Source organism: Pseudonocardia sp. HH130630-07, from assembly GCF_001698125.1.
GTDB lineage: Bacteria > Actinomycetota > Actinomycetes > Mycobacteriales > Pseudonocardiaceae > Pseudonocardia.
The window spans coordinates 3,834,979-3,854,694 of record NZ_CP013854.1; the positions used below are offsets into that span (position 1 = coordinate 3,834,979).

The 19,716-nt window shown below is 76.1% G+C and carries 20 protein-coding genes and 1 tRNA gene; 7 read left to right on the forward strand and 14 right to left on the reverse strand.

What is annotated here, in order from left to right:
- Positions 1-29: 29 nt before the first annotated feature.
- A complete protein-coding gene (gene bcp, locus AFB00_RS18225; protein ID WP_068798243.1) occupies positions 30-497 on the reverse strand; it encodes a thioredoxin-dependent thiol peroxidase in 468 nt (155 codons plus the stop codon).
- A 268-nt stretch (positions 498-765) separates the two neighbouring features.
- On the opposite strand from bcp, the gene AFB00_RS18230 reads away from it, so the two are divergent.
- Entirely contained in the window at positions 766-987 is a 222-nt protein-coding gene (locus AFB00_RS18230; protein ID WP_068798244.1) for a DUF3618 domain-containing protein, read from the forward strand.
- Here the strand turns inward: AFB00_RS18230 and AFB00_RS18235 are convergent.
- The 4 genes from AFB00_RS18235 to AFB00_RS34130 form a co-directional block, all read right to left on the reverse strand.
- Positions 920-2,191, reverse strand: a complete 1,272-nt coding sequence (locus AFB00_RS18235; RefSeq protein WP_231973971.1) for an NAD(P)/FAD-dependent oxidoreductase — start codon at positions 2,189-2,191, stop codon at positions 920-922. The genes AFB00_RS18230 and AFB00_RS18235 overlap by 68 nt on opposite strands.
- Before the next feature lie 91 nt (positions 2,192-2,282).
- Positions 2,283-3,059, reverse strand: coding sequence for a SigB/SigF/SigG family RNA polymerase sigma factor (locus tag AFB00_RS18240; protein WP_068798245.1), 777 nt, complete (start codon positions 3,057-3,059; stop codon positions 2,283-2,285).
- Positions 3,056-3,457, reverse strand: a complete 402-nt coding sequence (locus tag AFB00_RS18245) for an ATP-binding protein (protein WP_068798246.1) — start codon at positions 3,455-3,457, stop codon at positions 3,056-3,058. The genes AFB00_RS18240 and AFB00_RS18245 overlap by 4 nt, the downstream gene beginning before the upstream one ends.
- A 109-nt stretch (positions 3,458-3,566) precedes the next feature.
- Entirely contained in the window at positions 3,567-3,905 is a 339-nt protein-coding gene (locus tag AFB00_RS34130) for an STAS domain-containing protein (protein ID WP_068800421.1), read from the reverse strand.
- Between the two features lie 290 nt (positions 3,906-4,195).
- On the opposite strand from AFB00_RS34130, the gene AFB00_RS18255 reads away from it, so the two are divergent.
- Complete coding sequence (locus AFB00_RS18255) at positions 4,196-6,457, forward strand: SpoIIE family protein phosphatase (RefSeq protein ID WP_083275625.1); 2,262 nt, start codon at positions 4,196-4,198, stop codon at positions 6,455-6,457.
- 323 nt (positions 6,458-6,780) lie between these two features.
- A complete protein-coding gene (locus AFB00_RS18260) occupies positions 6,781-7,323 on the forward strand; it encodes a hypothetical protein (RefSeq protein ID WP_156819620.1) in 543 nt (180 codons plus the stop codon).
- A gap of 33 nt (positions 7,324-7,356) precedes the next feature.
- Here AFB00_RS18260 and AFB00_RS18265 read toward each other — a convergent pair whose 3' ends face one another.
- From AFB00_RS18265 to AFB00_RS18285, 5 genes are all read right to left on the reverse strand, one after another.
- Positions 7,357-7,668, reverse strand: coding sequence for a WhiB family transcriptional regulator (locus AFB00_RS18265; protein ID WP_068798248.1), 312 nt, complete (start codon positions 7,666-7,668; stop codon positions 7,357-7,359).
- A gap of 187 nt (positions 7,669-7,855) precedes the next feature.
- The gene (locus AFB00_RS18270) at positions 7,856-8,284 is read right to left on the reverse strand and encodes an anti-sigma factor antagonist (protein ID WP_083275627.1); all 429 of its coding nucleotides are present in this window, start codon (positions 8,282-8,284) and stop codon (positions 7,856-7,858) included.
- Between the two features lie 70 nt (positions 8,285-8,354).
- Positions 8,355-10,163 (reverse strand): selenocysteine-specific translation elongation factor, encoded by a 1,809-nt coding sequence (gene selB, locus AFB00_RS18275; protein WP_068798249.1) that lies wholly within the window; start codon positions 10,161-10,163, stop codon positions 8,355-8,357.
- A complete protein-coding gene (gene selA / locus AFB00_RS18280; protein WP_068798250.1) occupies positions 10,163-11,488 on the reverse strand; it encodes an L-seryl-tRNA(Sec) selenium transferase in 1,326 nt (441 codons plus the stop codon). Before selA ends, selB begins: the two co-directional genes overlap by 1 nt.
- Before the next feature lie 16 nt (positions 11,489-11,504).
- Positions 11,505-12,368, reverse strand: coding sequence for a hypothetical protein (locus tag AFB00_RS18285; RefSeq protein ID WP_156819621.1), 864 nt, complete (start codon positions 12,366-12,368; stop codon positions 11,505-11,507).
- A 217-nt stretch (positions 12,369-12,585) separates the two neighbouring features.
- On the opposite strand from AFB00_RS18285, the gene AFB00_RS18290 reads away from it, so the two are divergent.
- From AFB00_RS18290 to AFB00_RS18305, 3 genes are all read left to right on the forward strand, one after another.
- On the forward strand, positions 12,586-13,359 hold the full coding sequence (locus AFB00_RS18290; RefSeq protein WP_060714430.1) for an HARBI1 family protein: 774 nt from the start codon (positions 12,586-12,588) through the stop codon (positions 13,357-13,359).
- A 292-nt stretch (positions 13,360-13,651) separates the two neighbouring features.
- A complete protein-coding gene (selD, locus tag AFB00_RS18300; protein ID WP_068798253.1) occupies positions 13,652-14,680 on the forward strand; it encodes a selenide, water dikinase SelD in 1,029 nt (342 codons plus the stop codon).
- Positions 14,681-14,744: 64 nt separating this feature from the next.
- Complete coding sequence (locus AFB00_RS18305) at positions 14,745-15,791, forward strand: PLP-dependent cysteine synthase family protein (protein WP_156819848.1); 1,047 nt, start codon at positions 14,745-14,747, stop codon at positions 15,789-15,791.
- Between the two features lie 11 nt (positions 15,792-15,802).
- Here the strand turns inward: AFB00_RS18305 and AFB00_RS18310 are convergent, their stop codons facing one another.
- The 3 genes from AFB00_RS18310 to AFB00_RS18315 all read right to left on the reverse strand — a co-directional run bounded on the left by AFB00_RS18310 (position 15,803) and on the right by AFB00_RS18315 (position 17,567).
- A complete protein-coding gene (locus AFB00_RS18310) occupies positions 15,803-17,056 on the reverse strand; it encodes a hypothetical protein (protein WP_156819622.1) in 1,254 nt (417 codons plus the stop codon).
- A 14-nt stretch (positions 17,057-17,070) separates the two neighbouring features.
- A tRNA-Sec gene (locus tag AFB00_RS33385) sits at positions 17,071-17,165 on the reverse strand.
- 9 nt (positions 17,166-17,174) lie between these two features.
- The gene (locus tag AFB00_RS18315) at positions 17,175-17,567 is read right to left on the reverse strand and encodes an STAS domain-containing protein (RefSeq protein ID WP_068798256.1); all 393 of its coding nucleotides are present in this window, start codon (positions 17,565-17,567) and stop codon (positions 17,175-17,177) included.
- Positions 17,568-17,789: 222 nt separating this feature from the next.
- On the opposite strand from AFB00_RS18315, the gene AFB00_RS18320 reads away from it, so the two are divergent.
- Positions 17,790-18,254 (forward strand): acyl-CoA thioesterase, encoded by a 465-nt coding sequence (locus tag AFB00_RS18320; protein ID WP_068798257.1) that lies wholly within the window; start codon positions 17,790-17,792, stop codon positions 18,252-18,254.
- A gap of 15 nt (positions 18,255-18,269) precedes the next feature.
- On the opposite strand, the gene AFB00_RS18325 is transcribed toward AFB00_RS18320, so the two are convergent.
- Positions 18,270-19,610 (reverse strand): glycosyltransferase family 2 protein, encoded by a 1,341-nt coding sequence (locus AFB00_RS18325; protein ID WP_083275629.1) that lies wholly within the window; start codon positions 19,608-19,610, stop codon positions 18,270-18,272.
- Between the last annotated feature and the right edge of the window lie 106 nt (positions 19,611-19,716).

Below are 19,716 nucleotides of genomic sequence, written 5' to 3' on the forward strand. Positions count from 1 at the left end.
CGCCGCCCGGCCCGCGGACCGGGCTCACCTCAGAGGTCCCAGTCCCGCCGCAGCTTGGCCACGTGGCCGGTCGCCTTGACGTTGTACTTCGCGTCGGCGATCGAGCCGTCCTCGGCCACCAGGAACGTCGAGCGGATGACCCCGGTGACGGTCTTGCCGTAGAGCTTCTTCTCGCCGAAGGCGCCCCAGGCGGTGAGGACCTCGCGGTCCGGGTCGGCGAGCAGCGGGAAGGTCAGGCCCTCCGCGTCGCGGAAGGCGGCGAGCTTGGCCGGGGCGTCGGGGGAGATGCCCAGCACGTCGATCCCGGCCTCGTTCAGCTCGGCGAGGTTGTCCCGGAAGTCGCACGCCTCCGTGGTGCACCCCGGGGTGCTGGCCGCCGGGTAGAAGTACACGATGACCTTCCGGCCGCGGTGGTCGGCCAGTGCGACGGGCTTGCCGTCGGCGTCGTCGAGGGTGAAGTCGGGGGCGGGATCGCCCGCCTGCAGCCGGGTGCTCATGACGGCCAGCCTGCCACCCGTCGGCGTCCGGTCCGCGGCGAGTCCACTGCCTGTGGACAACTCCGCCGGATCGCCCGCACCTGTGGACGGGCACCGGCGACGCGCCGCCCCCGGGTGCCATGCTGCGCGGAGCGCCCGCCCGGTGGCTACGGTGGGTGCCACGCCGCCCACGCGGCGGTCCGGGGTGGACCGGGCCACCCGCCGTGGGCGCGAGCAGCAGGAGAGTCCCGGGCGCGCCGCGCGCACCGGTCGAACCGGAGGAGATGTCGTGGCCCGCGCCCCCGAGAACATCCAGAACGAGATCGAGCAGACCAGGGACGCGCTGGCCGAGAGCCTGGACGCGCTGGCCGACCGGGCCAACCCGCGGAACCTCATCGAGGGCGGCAAGGAGCAGCTGGCCGAGAAGCTGGCCGACCCGAAGATCAAGTACACCCTGATCGCGGTCGGGGCTCTGGTCGGCCTGGCGCTGGTCCGCTCGATCCTGCGCTGAGACCGCTCAGCCCAGCGAGTCGCGCAGCTCCAGCACCGCGGCCCGGTCCGCTCCTCCGGTGAGCAACGCCCGGTAGCGGGCCACCAGGCGGGCCGCGCCGAACCCGGCGACGGCCACGAGCTCGTCGCCGTGCAGGTAGCCCAGCACGGTGCCCTTGACCGGGCCGCCGCCGAGGCCGTCCCCGGTGCAGCGCCAGCAGCTCGTCGGCCCGCTCCGGGCGGCCGATCAGCTGGATCTTCAGCCCGAACTGGTCGGACCAGAAGAACGGCACGGCCGGTCGCGGTGGCTCGGTGCCGCTGATGTCGGCGGCGACCGCGGCGGCCTGCTCGGTCGCCGAGGTCCAGTGCTCGTACCGGGTCCGCCGCCCGTCGGCCGGATCGGTCCAGGCCGCGGCGTCGCCGACCGCCCACACCCCGGGCAGCCCGTCCACGCGGCCGTGCTCGTCGCACGGGATCCCGCCGGACAGGTCCGGGCCGGTGCCGGCGAGCCAGCCGAGGTCGAGCCGGCCGCCGATCCCGACGACGGTCACGTCCGCGCGCACCGACGTCCCGTCGGACAGCTCGGCCCCGGTGTCGTGCAGCGACGTCACCGAGACCCCGGTCCGCAGGTCGATCCCGGCCTCGGTCATGAGCCGGGCGACCAGGCCGCCGGCCCGGTCCCCGAGCAGCCGCTCCATCGGCACCGGCGCGGTCTCCACCACGGTCACGGCGAGGCCGCGGGCGACGGCGGTGCTCGCGACCTCGGCCCCGACGAACCCGGCGCCCACGACGAGCAGCGAGCCGGCCGACGCGAGGGCGGTGCGCAGCGCGTCGGACTCGTCGACGTCGCGCAGGACGTGCACGGACTCCGGCTGGTCGTCGAGCACCCGGGAGGTCACGCCGACGGCGAGCACGACGGCGTCCGCGTGCACGGTGGCGCCGTCGTCGAGGTCCACCTCGCCGCTGCGCAGCGCGACGGCGGTGCACCCGAGGTGCACCCGCACGCCGAGCTCGTCGAGATCGTCCTGGGACGCCAGCTCGATCCGCTCCCGGTCCCAGTCACCCGCGAGGTACTGCTTGGACAGCGGGGGCCGGTCGTACGGGAGGTGCTCCTCGGCGCCGACCAGGCTGATCCGGCCCTCGTAACCCGCCCGGCGCAGGCTCTGCACGGTGCGCAGGCCGGCCAGGCCCGCCCCGACCACCAGCACGTGTTCCGGCACGCTCATCCCGTCGTCCTCCGATCGTCGTGACCCGGCAGGTTCCCGCGGCCACCCGCCCCGATCCTCGTCGGGCGCCGCCGGGGGCCGCCGGGCGGGTCTACAGTGCCCGGTCGTCCGAGTCGAGCCGGTCCCGGAGCCGGTTCAGGGTCTGCGCCAGCAGCCGGGAGACGTGCATCTGCGAGATCCCGACCTCCTCGGCGATCTGGGTCTGCGTGCGGTTGCCGAAGAAGCGCAGCATGACGATGGTGCGCTCGCGCGGGGCGAGCTCGGCGAGCAGCGGGCGCAGCGACTCGCGGTAGTCGACCCGGTCGAGTGCGGCGTCGGCGTCGCCCACCAGTGATCCCACGGTGGCGCTGCCGTCCTCGGAGGACAGCATCTCGTCGAGGGACGAGCTGCGGTAGGCCTCGGCCGCCTCCAGCCCCTCCAGGACCTCCTGCACGGGCAGGTCGAGCAGCTCGGCGATCTCCGACGGGCGCGGTGCCCTCCCGAGCCGCTGGGAGAGCTCGGAGACCGCGCCGTTGATCGAGACGTGCATGTCCTTGAGCCGCCGGGGGACCCGCATCGACCAGCTCTGGTCCCGGAAATGCCGCCGGACCTCGCCGGAGATCGTGGGGACGGCGAAGGAGAAGAACTCGCCGCCCTTCTCGGGATCGAACCGGTCGATGGCGTTGATCAGGCCGACGGTCGCGACCTGGACCAGGTCGTCGAGCGGTTCCCCGCGGTGGTTGAACCGGCGGGCGATGTGCTGGGCGACCGGCAGGTAGCCGGTGACCAGCCGGTCCCGCAGCGGCTCGCGCCGTGGGTCGCCGGCGTCGAGGGCGGCGTACTCGGCGAGGACCGGGGCGAGGTGGGCGTACTCGGGATCCGCCGTCACAGCCCTGGCCCGGCGAGCTTGTGCAGCCGGATGGTGAGGGCGGAACCCTCCCCGTCGCCGCTGTCGGACTCGACGTCGACCCGGTCGGCGAGGGTCTGCAGGATCCGCCAGCCGAAGCTGTCGGTCGGCAGGGTCGCCGCGTCGGCCGTCTCGACCCGGGCGACGACGTCGATGCGCTCGGCGCCGACGTCGAACGTGCAGCGCAAGGAGGCTCCGGGGGCGGCGAGACCGACCAGGGTCGCGCACGCCTCGTCCACGGCCATCCGCAGGTCGGAGATGGTGTCCAGGTCGAAGTCCGCGCGTGCGGCGAGATCGGACGCGACCGCACGGACGGTCGGGATCAGCGACGCCCTGGCGGCGGTGCGGATCTCGACGCTGGCGCTGTCCTCGTGGGCCACGCTGGCTTGTCCTTTCGGAGCGGGTTCGGACTCGGCGGCGGTACGGCCCGGCGCCGGTCGCGGGGGAATCATCCCGTGCGGCGGTGGGCCGTGCGGTACGGGTGCCCGGTCACGGCCCGGGTATGCCGTCGCGGTCGTGCAGCACCGTGAACAGCTGCGCCGACCCGGTCACCTCGAGCGGCCGCAGCACCGCCCGGTTGGTGGCGACGACGAACAGCCTGCGGTCGTCTCTGGCGGCCCGGCGGGCGGTGTGGATCAGGACGCCGAGGCCGCTGGAGGCCAGGAAGGTGACGCCCTCGAGGTCGACGGCGACGTCGCGGCCGGCGTCGTCACCGGGGCGGTCCAGCAGCTCGTCGAGCGCGATGCCGAGCCGGGGCGCGGTGAGGGTGTCCACCTCGCCGCTCACGGTGAGGACGGTGAGCCCGCCGCGCGGCGAGGAGAACGACACGCCGAGCTCGGTCGTGCCGTCGCACGGATCGACGGAGGGATCGGCGGTCGGACCGGCGGTCGGATCGACACTGTCCCCCCGGGACGGCGGCGCGGATCCGGGCAGGGGGATCACCTCCGGGAGCGGGACGCGGGTCGGGCGTCGTCGGGGGCGGGGGCTCCCGCCGTGGTCTCGACGGGGTCCGTGGATGACGCGAGCGGTCCGCCCGGCCGGCGGCCGGAACCGCTGCACCGACGATACCGGCCGGTCCCGGCGCGCCGCGGACGGTGCCCGGCTCTACGCTCGGGGGGGTGACCCGGTACCCCGACCCCACCGTGGACGATCACGCCGGTCCGCCCGGTGACGCCGTGGACAGGGCCGTCGACCAGGCGGTCGCCACGTCGGCGGAGACGCTCGGTGACATCCCGGCCACTCCCGCGATGCCGCACGTCCGCGGCGACGCGCGGGTGGCCGTGCTGATGATCGACGTCGCCGAGCGGCGGATCGTCTACGCCAACACCACCGCACTGGAGCTCACCGACGGCCCCGTCCGGCTGCCGGTCGGGGTGCGGGAGTGGAGCGACGCGGTCCGGATGACCGATCTCGACGGACGGGCCCACCCGGACGCGGAGTCCCCGCTGGCCCGGATCGCCGGCGGGGAGCCGGTGCCCGGCGAGCCGGTCGCGCTGCACGGTGCCGGTGCCGTCGCCGTGGACGGCGCGCCGCCGCCCGACGATGCCGGCCTGGCGTCGAGCACCCTGGTCTGGGTGACCGGGTTCGCGCTGACCGACGTCACCGCCACCGCGTCCGACGAGCGCCCGGCCCGGGCGCTGGCCGTGCTGCTGCCGCTGGCCGACTCCGAGCGCGGTGACCGGGACCGGATGGAGTTCCTGCGCGACCGCGCCGTGCTGGCCACCGAGATGTCGTTCACGATCTCCGACCCGCAGCGCGAGGACGGCCCGCTGGCCTGGGTGAACCCGTCGTTCGAACGGCTGACCGGGTATCCGCTGGACGAGGTCGTCGGCCGGAACTGCCGGTTCCTGCAGGGGCCGAACACCGACCGCGCGACGGTGCGCCGGATCCGGGAGGCCGTCCGGGACCGGCGTTCGATCACGGAGGTGCTGCTCAACTACCGGCGGGACGGCACCGCGTTCTGGAACCAGATCTCGATCTCGCCGGTGCACGACGGCGACGGCGAGATCGTGAACTTCGTCGGGGTGCAGAGCGACGTCACCGAGCGCGTGGTGGTCGAGCAGGAGCGGCGCGCCGCGCTGGCCGACGCCGAGGCGGCGCGGGCCCAGCTGCGGCTGCTGGCGGAGGCCACCACCCAGATGACCGGCGCGCTGGACGTCGCCGACGCCTGTACCCGGCTCGCCCGGATCGTCGTCCCGGAACTGGCCGACCTGTGCACGGTGGACCTGCTCGACGTGCCGGACGGCCGGAGCCGGGAACGGATGGCGGTCGCCGCCCGGGACCCGGAGGACGCCGACCGGCTCGGCCGGACCGGCCCGCTACGGACGCCGTGGATCGAGGAGCACGCCGCGGCGGCCGTGCGGACGGGGACGCCGCGCCTGGTCGCCGAGCTCCCCGAGGACGGCCGGGAGATCCATCCCGGATCGCCGGGGGACGCGGAGGCCTACGAGCGGCTGCGGCTGCGGTCGGCGTTGCTCGTCCCGCTGCTCGGCCGCGGCCGGGTGCTGGGTCTGGCGACGCTGGCGTCGCAGCTGCCCTACGGCCGGCGGTACACCCAGCGGGACCTGCACCTGGCCGTGGACCTGGCCGGGCGGGCCGGGCTGGCGATCGACAACGCCCGGCTCTACGAGGTGGAGCGGGCGGCGGCGGCGACCCTGCAGCACAGCCTGCTGCCGGCGCTGCCGGAGGTCCCCGGGATGCGGGTGGCGGCCCGCTACCTGGTCGGGACGGACGGGAACCAGGTCGGCGGCGACTGGTACGACGTGCTGCCGATGCCCGACGGGTCGGTCGGTGCCGCGGTCGGCGACGTCGTCGGGCACGACCTGTCCGCCGCGGCGGCGATGGGCCAGCTGCGCGGGGTGCTGCGTTCCTACGCCTGGGGCGGGGACCGGCCGGGCACCGTGCTGGACCGCTGTGACCAGCTCGTGCAGGGACTCGACATCGCCGAGATGGCGACGGCGGTGTACGCCCGGCTCGGACCGGCGGAGCCGGACGGCAGCCGCCGGCTCGCCTACGCCAACGCCGGGCATCCGGCGCCCCTGCTCCGCGAGCCCGGCGGTGCCCTGGTGCGGCTGGACCAGCACCACTCGCCGATGCTGGGGGCGGTGCCGGAGTTCGGCCGGGCGACCGGCGCGCGCCGCGACGAGGCCACGGTGACCTGTGCCCCCGGCTCGCTCGTCGTCTTCTACACCGACGGGCTCACCGACGTCGCGGGCGAGGACGCGGACGCCCGTACCGAGCTGCTCGAACGGACGCTGGCCGAGCTGCCGTCCGACGCCGCGCCGGAGGACGTCGTGGAGCAGCTGCTGGAGGTGTGCCGCCCGGCGCGGATCGTCGACGACATCGCGCTGCTGGCGATCCGGCTCGACGGGACGCCCTGAGCGGATCGGTGTTGTCCGGCGTGCCTGCCGTCCGGCGTGCCTGCCGTGCGGGACACGATCGGCGGTGCGGCGAGCGTGGACCGTCGGCCGGATGATCGGGACCGCTCGACCGTCGGCCCGCCGGCGGCGACCGGCCGCCCCGTCCCGGGGGCGCATCCCCGCGTGTCGCGGCGCCGGTGGGGACCGGTCCGCCGCTCCCGCCCCGTTCGCGGAGCGTGTGGGCCCACTCGTCCGTCCGGGGCGTGGTTCGGCGCGCAGTGCACTCGCAGAAGGAGTTCACTGTCCCCCGGAGAGAGCAGTCCGTACCGGAAGGCGTGATCGTCGTGGGGCAGGACGTGGCCCGGCCGCGCAGGCTGGTCGCGGTGGCGCTGACCGAGTCGGAGTCGGCGCGGGCCGGTGGCCCGCTGGCCGAGCTGTCCGGCCGCGCCGCGGAGACCGACGTGCTGGTCGTCCGCACCGACGTGGCCGGTGCGCTGCGGCTCGCCGGCCCCGAGGACGCCGAGGACTATCCGGGCGAGGAGCCGGCGACGGTCGTCGTCGACCCGGCCGCCCCGGCGGTCACGGAGCTGTTCGACGACCCGGCGCCGGTCCGCGTGCACCGGCTGGGGCTGCGCTGGATCGTGCAGGACGCGGACGAGCAGGACCTCGTCGCTGCTCTGTCCGAGTTGATCGGTTTCGACCCGGACGGCGGTACCTACTGCGCCGCACCCGCCGGGTCCGGTGCACCGGCCGACCCGGAGATCGAGGTCGTGCAACGGGCGGTGCGGCGGGTGGCCCGGGTCTACGGACTGCCGGTGCTGCCCTACCGCCCGCTCGCGGACGGCGGCTTCGGGGCCGAGCCGTCCGGCTGGGCCGCCGGAGCCTGACCGGCGGCCCCGGCCGGGGCCGCCGCGGCAGTGCTAGCTGACGGCGACGAGGCCCGGCATCGTGACGGCGTCCCGGCGCTCCAGGATGGTGCGGCGCTCGGACTCGCCCAGCCCGCCCCAGACACCGAAGGGTTCCCGGCTCGCGAGCGCGAACCGGCGGCACTCGCTGATCACGGGGCAGCCGCGGCAGACCTGCTTGGCCTGCTCGGTCCGGCGCGACCGGGACGGGTTGCGCTCACCGTCGGGGTGGAAGAACACGCCGCTGTCCATCCCCCGGCACGCGCCGAGGCGTTGCCACTGCCACACGTCGTCCATCGGGCCGGGAAGCCGGGAAACGTCGCTCACGTGGTCACCTCGTCGATCGGGATCCGGCGCACCGGGCTGGTGCCGGTGCGTTTCCCGAGCCGCCCGACCGGCAAACGTCACGGGACGGCATCCGGCCCCGTGACCGGTGCCGGGCGTCGACGTCCCCGCACGTCACAGCCGCGCCGACTGGTCCGTACGTGTGTTATGTGAGCTGCGCCACACCTGGTCAGGAGTTCAGTGCGGCCTCCACGTCGTCGTGGATGTCGAACAGGTGGTGCAGGCCGGCGATGCCGAGCGGGCGCAGCACCCGCCGCTCGGTGCAGGCCAGCCGCAGCTCCACCCCGGCGCGGTGGGCCTGCTCCCGGATCTCGATCAGCGCGGCGAGGCCGGACGTCCCGAGGAACAGGACGCCGTCCAGGGCCAGCACGATCAGTGCGGCGCTCGGGATGCGGTCGGTCACCGCGGCGCGCAGCTCGGGTGCCGTGAGGATGTCCAGCTCCCCGTCCACGGCGATGACCACCACGTCGTCGTCCCCGGTCGTGACGGCCAGCCGCAGACCGTCCACCGTGTCGGTGATCTCGGTCGTCCCGGTTCCCGCCGGTCCCCCGGGGCGGCCGTCGGCGAGGCCGGGAGCGGGGGGGCGGGGATCGGTCATTGGCACGACGGTAGGCACGACGGTGCGCCCCCGCCACTCGGAGCGACGGTCCGGCGGGCCGGGCGGGCACTCAGCGCAACCGGTGCCCGCCGTCCGGTGTCCGGATCGTCCGGCCCGTGCGGCCCAACAACTCCAGCAACGGGACGACGACCCGCCGGCTGCTGCCCAGCGCCTGCCGCGCGGCACTGACGGTGAACTCCGGGCCGAGCCCGCGGAGCACCTCGACCGCCCGGTCCGGGGCGTCCGGGAGCAGCACCACGTCCGGGGTGAGCCGGAGCAGTTCCCCGGCCCGCTCCAGCGCGGCCAGCTCCCGCTGCCCGAGCCCGAGCCCGGCCAGCCGGTCCGCCTCGGGTGCGGTGAACGGCTGCGCGGTGAGCTCGGTGCGCAGTGCGGCGGCCGCGGACAGCAACCGCTCCGGCGGGCCCGCCCCGGCGGCCGGGCGGACCCGCCCGTCGCGCACGACGAGCTCGCGGCCGTCCGGGTCGACGGCGTGCAGGGCCGCCTCCACGAGCCCGGTCCCGGGCAGGCCGGCCGCCCGTCGCGCGGTGGCGAGCGGGAGCCCCGGATCGAGCGGGTCCGCGGCGTCGTGCGCGGTCACCGCCCGGGTCAGGGCGGACACGGCCGCCGTCGCGACGGCCGGGTCCAGCAGCCATTCCCCGGCGTGCGGGACCCGGTCCCGCAGCGCCGTCACCTGCGGGCGCGGGACACCCCAGCGCGTGAGGTCCGCGGCCGGGACGCTGCCGCGCCGGGCCAGTTCGGCGGCCGCGTCGGGAACCCCGGTCACCGTGGCGAGCTCGTCGGCCCGGCGCCGCGCCGCGCCCCGGCGGCGCAGCCGCGGCGGGGCCGGGTCCAGCACGGTCACCCCGGCCACCACCCGGTGTGCGCCCGGGTCGCGCAGCACCGCGCGGTCCCCGATCCGCAGCGGGAGCGGGCGTTCGGGGCGGAGCCGGACGACGTCGTCGCCGAGCGGCCGGACCCGCACCGGTACGGCGGCCGATCCGGCGTGCAGGGTGAGCCCGGTCGGTGACCCGATCTCCGGCGCCGGCCCGCCGATCCCGTGCAGCCGCACGTCGAGCTCCACCGGCGCCGGCCAGGCGGCCCGGGTGAGGAGCGCGTCGCCGCGCCGGACCCGGTCCCGGGCGATCCCGCGCAGGTTCAGCGCGACCCGGGCCACCGCCCCCGCCGAGGGCACCGCGGCGCCGAGTTCCTGCACCCCGCGCACGGTCACCGGGATCCGGCCGCCCGGACCGTCGAGCTCCAGCTCGTCCCCGGCCCGGACGGTGCCGCTGCCCAGCGTCCCGGTGACGACCGTGCCCGCGCCGCGCACGGTGAACGACCGGTCCACCCAGAGCCGCAGGTCGGCGTCCGGATCGGGGTCCGGCAGGGACGCGGTGAGCGCGGCGAGCGCGGTGCGCAGCTCGTCGAGCCCGGCCCCGGTCGCGGCCGAGACCGCGACCGACGGCCATCCGTGCAGACCGCGCTCCGCCAGCGCCGCCGTCGCGTCCAGCCGAGCCAGGTCGGGTTCCAGCAGGTCGGTCCGGGTGAGCACGAGCAGGCCCCGGGTGACGCCCGCGGCGGCGAGCGCGTCGGCGTGCTCGCCGGACTGTGGCATCCAGCCCTCGTCGGCGGCGACGACGAACACCGCCGCCGGTACCGGCCCGGCCCCGGCGAGCATGGTGCCGACGAACCGCTCGTGCCCGGGGACGTCGACGAACGCGACGGTCCCCGCACCCGGTAGCTCGGTCCAGGCGAAGCCCAGGTCGATCGTCATCCCGCGGCGCCGCTCCTCGGCCCAGCGGTCGGGCTCCATCCCGGTCAGGGCCCGCACCAGGGTCGACTTGCCGTGGTCGACGTGACCCGCCGTGCAGAGCACGTGCACTAGGCCACCGCCCGTACCGCGCGGACCAGCACGTCGTCGTCGGCGGGGGCCAGCGCCCGCAGGTCGAGCAGGCAGTGCCCGTCGGCCACCCGGCCCAGCACCGGCGGGTCGCCGGCGCGCAGCGCGACGGCGTAGCGCTCGGGCAGCGCCACCGCGGCGCTGGCCAGGTCCACCCCCGGTGCCCCGCCGCCGCCGACCCCCGCGACGCTGTCCACCGCGACGGCGTCGATCCCGTCGCCGGCGAGCCGCTCGGCGATCGTGCCGGCGCGGGCGCGCAGCGCGGCGGGATCGGCGTCGAGGAACGTGCGGACGGGGGTGGGCGGCCCGGCGACCGACGCCTCGAGCGCGGCCAGGGTCAGCTTGTCCACCCGCATCGCGCGGGCCAGCGGGAACCGGCGGACCCGGTCCACGAGAGCGGTCCCGCGCTCGCCGCCACCGAGCAGCAGCCCGGCCTGCGGCCCGCCGAGCAGCTTGTCCCCGGACGCGGTGACCAGGTCGGCCCCGGCGGCGATGGCCCCGGCGGCGTCCGGCTCGTCGGGCAGCAGCGGGTGCGCGGTGAGCAGGCCGGAGCCGATGTCGGCGACCACCGGCGGGCCCAGCCCGGCGAGCTCGGCGATGCCGACCTCGGCGACGAAACCGCTCACCACGAAGTTCGACGGGTGCGCCACGAGGACGAACGCCGTGTCGGGACCGACCGCCGCGGCGTAGTCCCGCAGGTGGGTGCGGTTCGTCGTCCCGACCGGGCGCAGCCGGGCGCCGGTCGACTCGATCAGTTCCGGGATGCGGAAGCCGTCACCGATCTCGACGAGCTGGCCACGGGAGATCACGATCTCCCGCCCGGACCCGGCGAGCGCGGCGCAGACCAGCGCGAGCGCGGCGGCACCGTTGTTCGCGATCCAGGCGGCGCCGGCCCCGGGCACGGCGTCGCGCAGCGCCGCGACCGCCCCGGCACCGCGGGTCCCGCGCTGCCCGGTGGCCAGGTCCAGCTCGACGTCGCAGGTCCCGGCGGCGGCACCGAGCGCGGTGACCGCGGCGGCCGACAGCGGGGCCCGGCCCAGGTTCGTGTGCAGCAGGACGCCGCTGGCGTTGAGCACCGGCCGGATCCCGGTCGCGGTGGCGGGGAGGCCGGTGACCGCGTCCGCGGCGACGGCCTCCGGCGCGATGACGCCGTCGCGGGCCCGTTGCTGCGCGGCGGCGACCGCCCGCTTGACCCGGTCCCGGCCGAGCCGCGCCACGGCCGCGACGAGCTCGGGCTCGGCGAGCAGCGCGTCGGTGCGCGGGATCCGCCGGCGCGGGTCCGTGGGGGAGGGGCGCGCGGTGGTCATCGGCGCACGGTAGCGCTCAGCCGGGGACGGGGCCCCCGGACGCCCGGGCCGGATCGGGACGCACGGTGTGCCGCAGCGCCGCGGTCTCCGGCTCGGGTGCCGGGCCGGCCGGGGACGCCGGCGACGCGGCGGCCGGGCCCGGCGACGGTCGCGGTCCGGCGGCCCGCTGCTCGGGCAGCGTGACCGGCGGGAGCTCGGCCGGCACCGGACGGCCGCCCGGTTCGCGCAGCTGGTGGGCGCCACCGCCGGGCGGGCGGGCGGGCCGGTCGAGCCGGCCCAGCTCGGCACCGAGCAGTGCGTGCAGCCGGGCGACCTCCTCGCGGACGCCCCGGCGCAGGTCGGCGACGTGGGCGTGCATCGAGGCCGCGGTGTCGGCGACCCGCTCGGACTCGCGGCGGGCCACCGTCCCCATCGAGCGCACCTGCTCGACCTCGCGGGCGGCGTCCGCGGCGGCCCGCTCGGCGTCGGCCCGGGCCTCGGCACGGATCCGCTCGGCGTCGGCGACGGCGTCCGCGGTGATCCGGGCGGCCTCTGCGTGGGCACGGGCGTGCACCTCGGCCGCCTCCTGCTCGACCGCCCGGCGGCGCTGGTCGGCCTCGTGCTGGGCCATCCGGACGATCTTGTCGGCGCGCATCCCGAACGTCTCCACCGGGCGGGAGCGGACGTCGGCGAGCGCCTCGGTCAGCGCGTCGGTACGGCGCAGCGCCTCGTCCCGGGCCTGCTCGGCGGCCGCGAGCCGGGCCCGCAGCGCCGGGACGTCCACGGCGTCGGGTTCCGGCGCGGCGTCCGCGCCGGCCGCGGTGCCCGGGTCCCATCCGGGATCGCCGCTGCGGGTGAGCTCGTCGTCCCGTACGTCCTCGACCGGCTCGTCGTCGTCCACCACGTCGCCGCCCGTCCTCCGCTCCGTCACTGAGCCTTTCCCAGTAGTGGGGAGCGGCTGGCGGCGACACGCCGGGGGCGTGGAGGTGCTCAACGAGGGTGCGGGACCCCGGTAGAAGAGGTCGGTCCGCTCAAAGATCGACTCACCACCGAGGTCCCGCGTGCCCGATCCTGTCACCTACACCGCCGTGCTCCCGATCGGGGAGCCCACCGCGTCCATGTTGTCGCGACTGTTGGCCGAGGAACGCCTCCGGCGCGGGACCCGGCGCGGGCGCCGCGCGCTGGACTGTGACCGCCACGCGGTGCTGGTGCTGCGCTGGTTCCTCGACGCCACCCGGGTCGCCCAGCTCGCCGCCGACAACCAGCTGAGCCTGTCGAGTACCTACCGCTACCTGCACGAAGGCATCGACGTTCTGGCCGCCGCCGCGCCTGGACTGCCCGGCGCGCTGCTCGCGGCCCGCACCGCCGGGCACACCCACGTTCACCTCGACGGCACCGTGATCCACACTGACCGCTCCCGCACTCCCGGACCGACCCCGGGAGTGGATCTGTGGTGGTCGGGCAAGCACCACGTCCACGGCGGGAACGTTCAGGTCCTCACCGCGCCTGACGGGTGGCCGTTGTGGACATCCCCGGTGCGCCCGGGCCGCGAGCACGACACCACCTGCGCCCGCGGCCACCCCGGCCTGCTCGACGCGATCGAGGACTGGACCGACGACACCCACGTCGTGCTCGCCGACCTCGGCTACGACGGTGAGAACACCCGCCTGACCTGCCCGTTCAAGACCCCCACCGGCGGTGGGCTGTCGGTGGACAAGCGCACCGTCAACACGCTGCACTCCGCCGTCAGGGCTGTGGCCGAACGCGGGAACTCCCTGCTCAAGACCACCTTCAAGGCGCTGCGTCGGGTCAGCTTCTGCCCCTGGCGGATCGGCGCGATCACCGCCGCCGCGCTCGTTCTCCTCCACGTCGAGCACGACCGAACCACATGATCAACCAGCACCTACTGGGAAAGGCTCACTGCGCTGCCCTGCACCGTCCCGCCGCGGGTGCGGCGCCGGTCCGGGACGCTCGCACCGTCCACCCGATCGGTCAATGCCGTGCACCGGCCGTGGTCGGACGCAACCCGTTCGACGGACGGGCCCGTTCGGTGAGCGGCGGTGCCATCGCCACGGTACCGCCGGCCGGCGACGGGTAGCGTCCGACGGTGACGAGGTCGTCACCCGGGGACGTGACCGGCCGCAGGTCGGGCCCGGTCGTCCCCGCGATCTTCAGGAGGAGCGCATGACCGCCACCGCCCGCCGGCTCACCGAGTACAGCCACGGCGCCGGCTGCGGCTGCAAGCTCGGCCCGGCCCAGCTGACCGAGGTACTGGCCGGTGTCACGCCGCCGTCGCACCCTGACCTTCTGGTGGGGACCGACACCGGGGACGACGCGGCCGTCTGGCGGCTGTCGGCGGAGCGCGCGCTCGTCGCGACGACCGACTTCTTCACCCCGATCGTCGACGACCCGCGGACCTGGGGCGCGATCGCCGCGACCAATGCGGTGTCCGACGTCTACGCGATGGGCGGCACCCCGCTGTTCGCGCTGAACCTGGTGTGCTGGCCGTCCTCCGAACTCGGCCCCGACGTGCTGGCCGAGGTCCTCTCCGGTGGCTCCGACGTCGGGCGGGCCTGCGGGTTCGCGGTCGTGGGCGGGCACACCGTCGACGACCCGGAGCCGAAGTACGGCCTCGCCGTGGTGGGGGAGGTGCACCCGGACCGGGTGCTGACGAACGCGGGCCTGCGCCCCGGTGACGCGCTCGTGCTGACCAAGCCGATCGGCATCGGCGTCGTCACCACCGCGGTCAAGCGCGGGGTCCCGGCCGCGGTGGACGCCGCCGTCGCGGCGATGACCACCCCGAACGCCGACGCGGCCGCCGCCGCGCTGGCCGCCGGGGCGACCGGGTGCACCGACGTCACCGGGTACGGGCTGCTCGGCCACCTGACGAAGATGACGGTGGCCTCCGGCGTCGACGCCCGGCTCGACGCCGCCGCGGTGCCGCTGCTCGACGGGGTGGCCGGGCTCGTCGCGGACGGCGTGGTGCCCGGCGGCACCCTGCGCAACCGGCAGTGGATCGAGGACCGGATCGTGCGCGCCGGGGCCTCCGACGACGAGCTCGTGCTGCTGTCGGACGCCCAGACCTCCGGCGGCCTGCTCTTCGGCGCCGCACCGGAGGCCGCGGACGCGGCCGTCGCCCGGCTGCGCGCCCAGGGTCACCCGGCCGCGGTGATCGGCTCGGTCACGGCGGGATCGGGGATGGTGCACGTCTAGGGTCGCCCCCGTGGAGCCCGACGACCGCAGCTGTGCCCGGACCCGAGCGTGGACCGACGAGGCGATGCGCCGCGTCCAGGCCGACGCGAACCGCTCCGCCGACACCCACCTGCACGTGCTCGACCTGCCCGCGCAGTGGGGCGTGCAGGTCTACCTCAAGGACGAGTCGGTGCACCCGACCGGCAGCCTCAAGCACCGGCTCGCGCGGTCGTTGTTCCTCTACGCGCTGGCCTCGGGCTGGATCACCGAGTCGACGACGGTCGTCGAGGCCAGCTCCGGGTCGACGGCGGTCTCCGAGGCCTACTTCGCGCGGCTGCTCGGGTTGCCGTTCGTCGCGGTGATGCCCCGCTCGACCAGCCCGGAGAAGATCGCGCTGATCGAGCGCGAGGGCGGCCGGTGCCACTTCGTGACCCACGGCGGGGAGGTCTACGCCGAGGCCGAGCGGTTGGCCGCCGAGAGCGGCGGGCACTACCTGGACCAGTTCACCTACGCCGAGCGGGCCACCGACTGGCGGGGCAACAACAACATCGCCGAATCGATCCTCGCCCAGCTCTCGCACGAGCCGCACCCGGTACCGGAGTGGATCGTCGTCGGTGCCGGGACCGGCGGGACGTCGGCCACCATCGGCCGCTACCTGCGCTACCGGCGGTTGCCGACCCGGCTGGCCGTGGTCGATCCCGAGGGGTCGGCGTTCCTGCCCGGCTGGCGGTCCGGGGACCCGGCCCACGAGACCGGGCGGGCGTCACGGATCGAGGGGATCGGGCGGCCCCGGATGGAGCCGAGCTTCGTGCCGTCGGTCATCGACCGCATGATCGGGGTGCCGGACGCCGCCAGCGTCGCGGCGGCCCGGCACCTGCGGGACCGGACCGGGCGGTGGACCGGCGGGTCCACCGGCACCAACCTGTGGGGCGTCTACCAGCTCGTCGCCGAGATGCTGCGGACCGGGCGGACCGGCAGCGTGGTCACCTTGATCTGCGACGGCGGCGAGCGGTACCGGCACAGCTACTACGACGACGACTGGGTCACCGATCAGGGCCTCGACCTGCGGCCGTACACCGAGACGCTGCAGACCTTCGTCGGGACCGGCCGCTGGGAGGCCCCGCCGGCCTGAGCACGGGGCCCTCAGCCGCCCGCGAGCAGCTCCGCGGTGGCGAGCAGCCGCCGCTCCGAGCCGGGGCGGCCCACCAGCTGCACCCCGGTGGTCCCGTCGCCGGCCGGCACCGGGCACACCAGCGACGGCAGCCCGGCCAGGTTCCACGCCGCCAGCCCGGTCGAGCCCGCCCCGGCGGGCCCGGCGGTGGCGGGCAGCAGCCCGGCCTCGGCACCGGCCTCGTCGAGCCAGCAGACCAGACGCTGGCGCCAGGACGCCGGTGTGGCCGGGCGCAGGCCACCGAGGCGCCGGACCCGGCGCCCGCGGCGCAGCGCGCTGCGGGCGGCGCGGGGGAGCGCCGCCGGATCGAGGTCGAGGTCCGCCACCCGGCGGGCGAGCCCGGCGTGCCGGCGCCGGGCACCGTGCACCGGCAGCACGGCCCGGTAGGGCGGGTCGGCGGCGAGCAACCGGATCCCGGCCGGTCCGAGTAGCCGGATCGCCGCGTGCACCGCACCGGCGGCGGCCGGGTCGGCCATCCGGGTCCGGCCGGTGCGCAGCGAGCAGGCGAGCGACGCGACCGGTCCACCGGCGGCGGCCGGGGGTGGCGGACCGGCGTCGAGCCCGCCGGGAACCAGCCCGGTCGCCGCGGGTACCCGGCGGGCGGGGGCGGCCAGGACGTCCAGCGCGACCAGCAGGTCCGCTGCGCCGGCGGCGACGATCGTCGTCTCGGCCAGGCCCGCCCAGCGCCGTTCGGCGGCGACCGGCAGCGGGAACAGCCTGCGGCCGGGTTTGAGCGCGGCGAGCCCGTGGTGTGCGGCCGCGGCCCGCAGCGCCCCGTCGCCGTCGACACCGACGCCGAGCCCGGCCAGCCCCGCGGCGACCGCGGCGGCCGTGGCCCGGCCGCCGGGCGAGTCGTCGGGCCCGATGCCGAACTCGGCGGTGCGGGCCCGCCCGGCGACGACCGCACCGGCCGCCCGCAGGCGGCGGACCGGCTCGTCGCCGCGGCCGGTCACCGAGATGCCCTCCTCGACCGCGACGGGCACGCCGGCCAGCGGCAGCGCGAACCGGTCGGTGCGCCGGTCCAGCGCCGTCGCGGCCGCGCGCACCTGCCCGGCGTCCACGGCGACGAGCCCGGGGGTACGCCCGGCCCGCTCCAGCAGCGCGTCCACGACCTCGGTCGCGGTGCACCGGCCGGCCCGGATCTCGCCCGCGGTCACCGCCGCCCCGGCCGGGGCGGGCGCGGGGAACGTGCCGGTCGTGCCGGCGGTGCTGGCGGTGCTCGTCATCGGAGGTGCCGTTCTGCGGAGGCGGACGGGAATCGAACCCGCCTGGCCGAGGTGCTCGGCCACGTCGGTGTTGAAGACCGCGGGGGCCACCAGGCACCCATACGCCTCCAGGTCTGGGTCAGGCCGTGCGGAGTGCCTCCGGCACGCCGTCGGCCACGTCGAACAACGACAGGAGGCTGGTCGCCTGCAGGGCGCGGGTCACCGCGTGCGACCCGCAGACGAGGCGCAGCGTGATCCCCGCCGCCTCCGCCTTCTCCTTGGCCTCGACGAGCGCGGCGAGACCGGCCGACCCGAGGAACGTCACCCGGGTCAGGTCGATCACCAGCAGGCGCGCCGACGGGATCCGGCCGGCGATCCGCTCGCGCACGACGGGCGCGGTCATCGTGTCGATCTCGCCGAGCACTCCGACGACGACCGCGTCGCCCGGGTGCTCGGTCACGTCGAAGCGGACGACCTCGCCGACGTCGGGGCCCTGGTCGCCCCCCACCCCGGTGGGCGTCTCACTGCTCATGTTCCTCGTGCTCCCTCGACATGTCGTCGGCGGCGCCGTCCCGCACCGGGCGGAACATCACCGTGAGTGACAACCGGCCGCCGTTGCTTGACGAACCACATGTGCTGTCCCCGGCCCCAGCCTAGTCAGGAGGGTCCTCCACCCTACGACCGCGGTCACGGCTCGCACAACGTCGCCAGCATCGGTCGTGCACGACCGATACCGGATGACAGGGTAACCGCCATGTGCGCAGAACAGCCGGGGGAGTTCGCGGTCCGGATCGGTGTCCGGAGCTACGAGGCCGACGTGAACGGGCACGTCAACCACGCCGTCTACCACCAGTACGCGGAGCACGCCCGAATGGAGCACCTGCGTGCGGCCGGACTGTCCCAGCCGGTGCTCGACGACGCCGGTCTGACGGTCGTCCTGCTCTCCACGACCGTCCACTTCCGCGCCGAACTGCGGGTCGGCGAGCAGGTGGAGATCGACTCCGCGATCAGCTTCACCGATCGCAAGCCGTTCACCATGCGTCACCGGATCGTCCGGGTGGCCGACTCCTCGGGCGCTCCCGCCGAGGTCGTGGCCGCCGAGGCCGAGTGCCTGATGGGCGTCCTGGACGTCGCGACCCGGCGCCTGGTGGCCGACCCGCGCCGCCGGCTCGCCTCGGTGGCGGCCGACGCGCGGCTGCTGGGGCCGGCCCCCGGCTGACCGGTGGCGCGACGATCAGGTCCGGAGCTGCGGGCTCCCGGTCTCGGAGGTCTCGCCCGCCGGCCGGGCCGGCTCGGTGACGGCGAACGATCCGGTGCCGGTCGTCCGCGGGTGACCCGGCACGGTGGAGGCCGGCTCGATGCCGACCAGCGGCGGTACCGCGCCCCCGGCCCGGCGCACCGCGCGCCGGGACTGCAGGTAGGCCCGCGGGCCGTTCAGCAGGCCACGGGCCCGGGCCTGGTCGGCGTCGGCCGGCATGGCGTCGCCGGCGCCGGCCTCGCGGGCGGAGATGTGGCGCAGGCGGGCGACGGCGGCGGGCAGGCGGCGCAGGGCGACGGTGCGGCCCTGGGGGGAGAGGGCGACCTTGGCGAGGAAGCTGCCGAGGCCGACGGCGTAGCCCTCGAGCTGGGTGCGCAGGGCGGCGGCGTCGGGGCGGTGGTGGTGCCAGAGGTAGGCGCCGGGGGCGTAGCCGAGGGTGTGTCCGGCGAGGATGAGCCGGACGAGGAACTCGCCGTCCTCGCCGCCGTGGGTGGGGGTGCCGGGGCCCATGGCTTCGTCGAAGCCGCCGACGGAGCGGGCGGCGGTGGCGCGGACGGCGAGGTTGGCGCCGATGCCGAGCAGGCCGGGGGCGAAGGGGAAGATCGGGGAGTCGGTGGGGGGGTTGGCCATGGAGAAGCGGCGGGTGGTGAAGCCCTTGTTCCAGGCGAGTGCGATGTCGGCGGCGCGTTCTTCGCCGCTGCCGAGGCGGGCGGCGAGGACGGGGCCGGACAGGCAGGCGAGTTCGGGGTCGGTGGCGAAGGCTCCGGCGATGCGGGAGGCCCAGGCGGGGTCGACCTCGGTGTCGTCGTCGGTGAAGGCGACGAGGTCGGTGCGGGCTTCGGCGAGTCCGCGGTTGCGTCCGACGCTGGCGCCGCGGCGGGGTTCGCGGACGTAGCGCACGCGGGGTGATGCGGTGGCGGTGACCGCGTGCTGGGTGCGTTCGTCGTCGGGGTCGTTGTCGACGACGATGACCGACAGGTCGGGGTGGTCGGAGGCGAGGACGGCGCGCAGGCAGCGGGCGAGCGAGTCGGGCCGGTTACGGGTCGCGATGACGACGGTGACCGGGTCCGACGCGACCGGCGCCCGCTGCACCAGCTCCGGAGGCCCGAGCGTGATCATGGCGGCGTCCAGCTCGGCCGCGGTCGCCCGTCCGTCGGTCAGCGCGACGGTGATCTGGCCCTGCGGGGTGCCGCCGACGGTCACCAGCAGCCGGGCCGCCCCGTAGCCGGGCGCGACGCGCAGGTCACGGGTCGGTGCGAGCCGGTCGAGCTCGCCCACCCAGGTCGCGACGTCGGCCATCGCACACTGCTGTGACATGAGGACAGTGTCGTCCACGCGCCCTGAGATCACACTGAGAGTGCTCTTACGTCACAGCCTGGTGACGCAGCGTCAACAGCGACGAACGGTTCACCGCTCCGGTGCC

Excerpts from the sequence above, each read along its gene's own strand:
- bcp (WP_068798243.1), bottom strand. The coding sequence starts at position 497 with ATGAGCACCCGGCTGCAGGCGGGCGATCCCGCCCCCGACTTCACCCTC.
- AFB00_RS18235 (WP_231973971.1), bottom strand. The coding sequence starts at position 2,191 with ATGAGCGTGCCGGAACACGTGCTGGTGGTCGGGGCGGGCCTGGCCGGC.
- AFB00_RS18270 (WP_083275627.1), bottom strand. The coding sequence starts at position 8,284 with ATGACCGATCCCCGCCCCCCCGCTCCCGGCCTCGCCGACGGCCGCCCC.
- selA (WP_068798250.1), bottom strand. The coding sequence starts at position 11,488 with ATGACCACCGCGCGCCCCTCCCCCACGGACCCGCGCCGGCGGATCCCG.
- AFB00_RS18290 (WP_060714430.1), top strand. The coding sequence starts at position 12,586 with ATGTTGTCGCGACTGTTGGCCGAGGAACGCCTCCGGCGCGGGACCCGG.
- selD (WP_068798253.1), top strand. The coding sequence starts at position 13,652 with ATGACCGCCACCGCCCGCCGGCTCACCGAGTACAGCCACGGCGCCGGC.
- AFB00_RS18305 (WP_156819848.1), top strand. The coding sequence starts at position 14,745 with ATGCGCCGCGTCCAGGCCGACGCGAACCGCTCCGCCGACACCCACCTG.
- AFB00_RS18310 (WP_156819622.1), bottom strand. The coding sequence starts at position 17,056 with ATGACGAGCACCGCCAGCACCGCCGGCACGACCGGCACGTTCCCCGCG.
- AFB00_RS18315 (WP_068798256.1), bottom strand. The coding sequence starts at position 17,567 with ATGAGCAGTGAGACGCCCACCGGGGTGGGGGGCGACCAGGGCCCCGAC.
- AFB00_RS18320 (WP_068798257.1), top strand. The coding sequence starts at position 17,790 with ATGTGCGCAGAACAGCCGGGGGAGTTCGCGGTCCGGATCGGTGTCCGG.
- AFB00_RS18325 (WP_083275629.1), bottom strand. The coding sequence starts at position 19,610 with ATGTCACAGCAGTGTGCGATGGCCGACGTCGCGACCTGGGTGGGCGAG.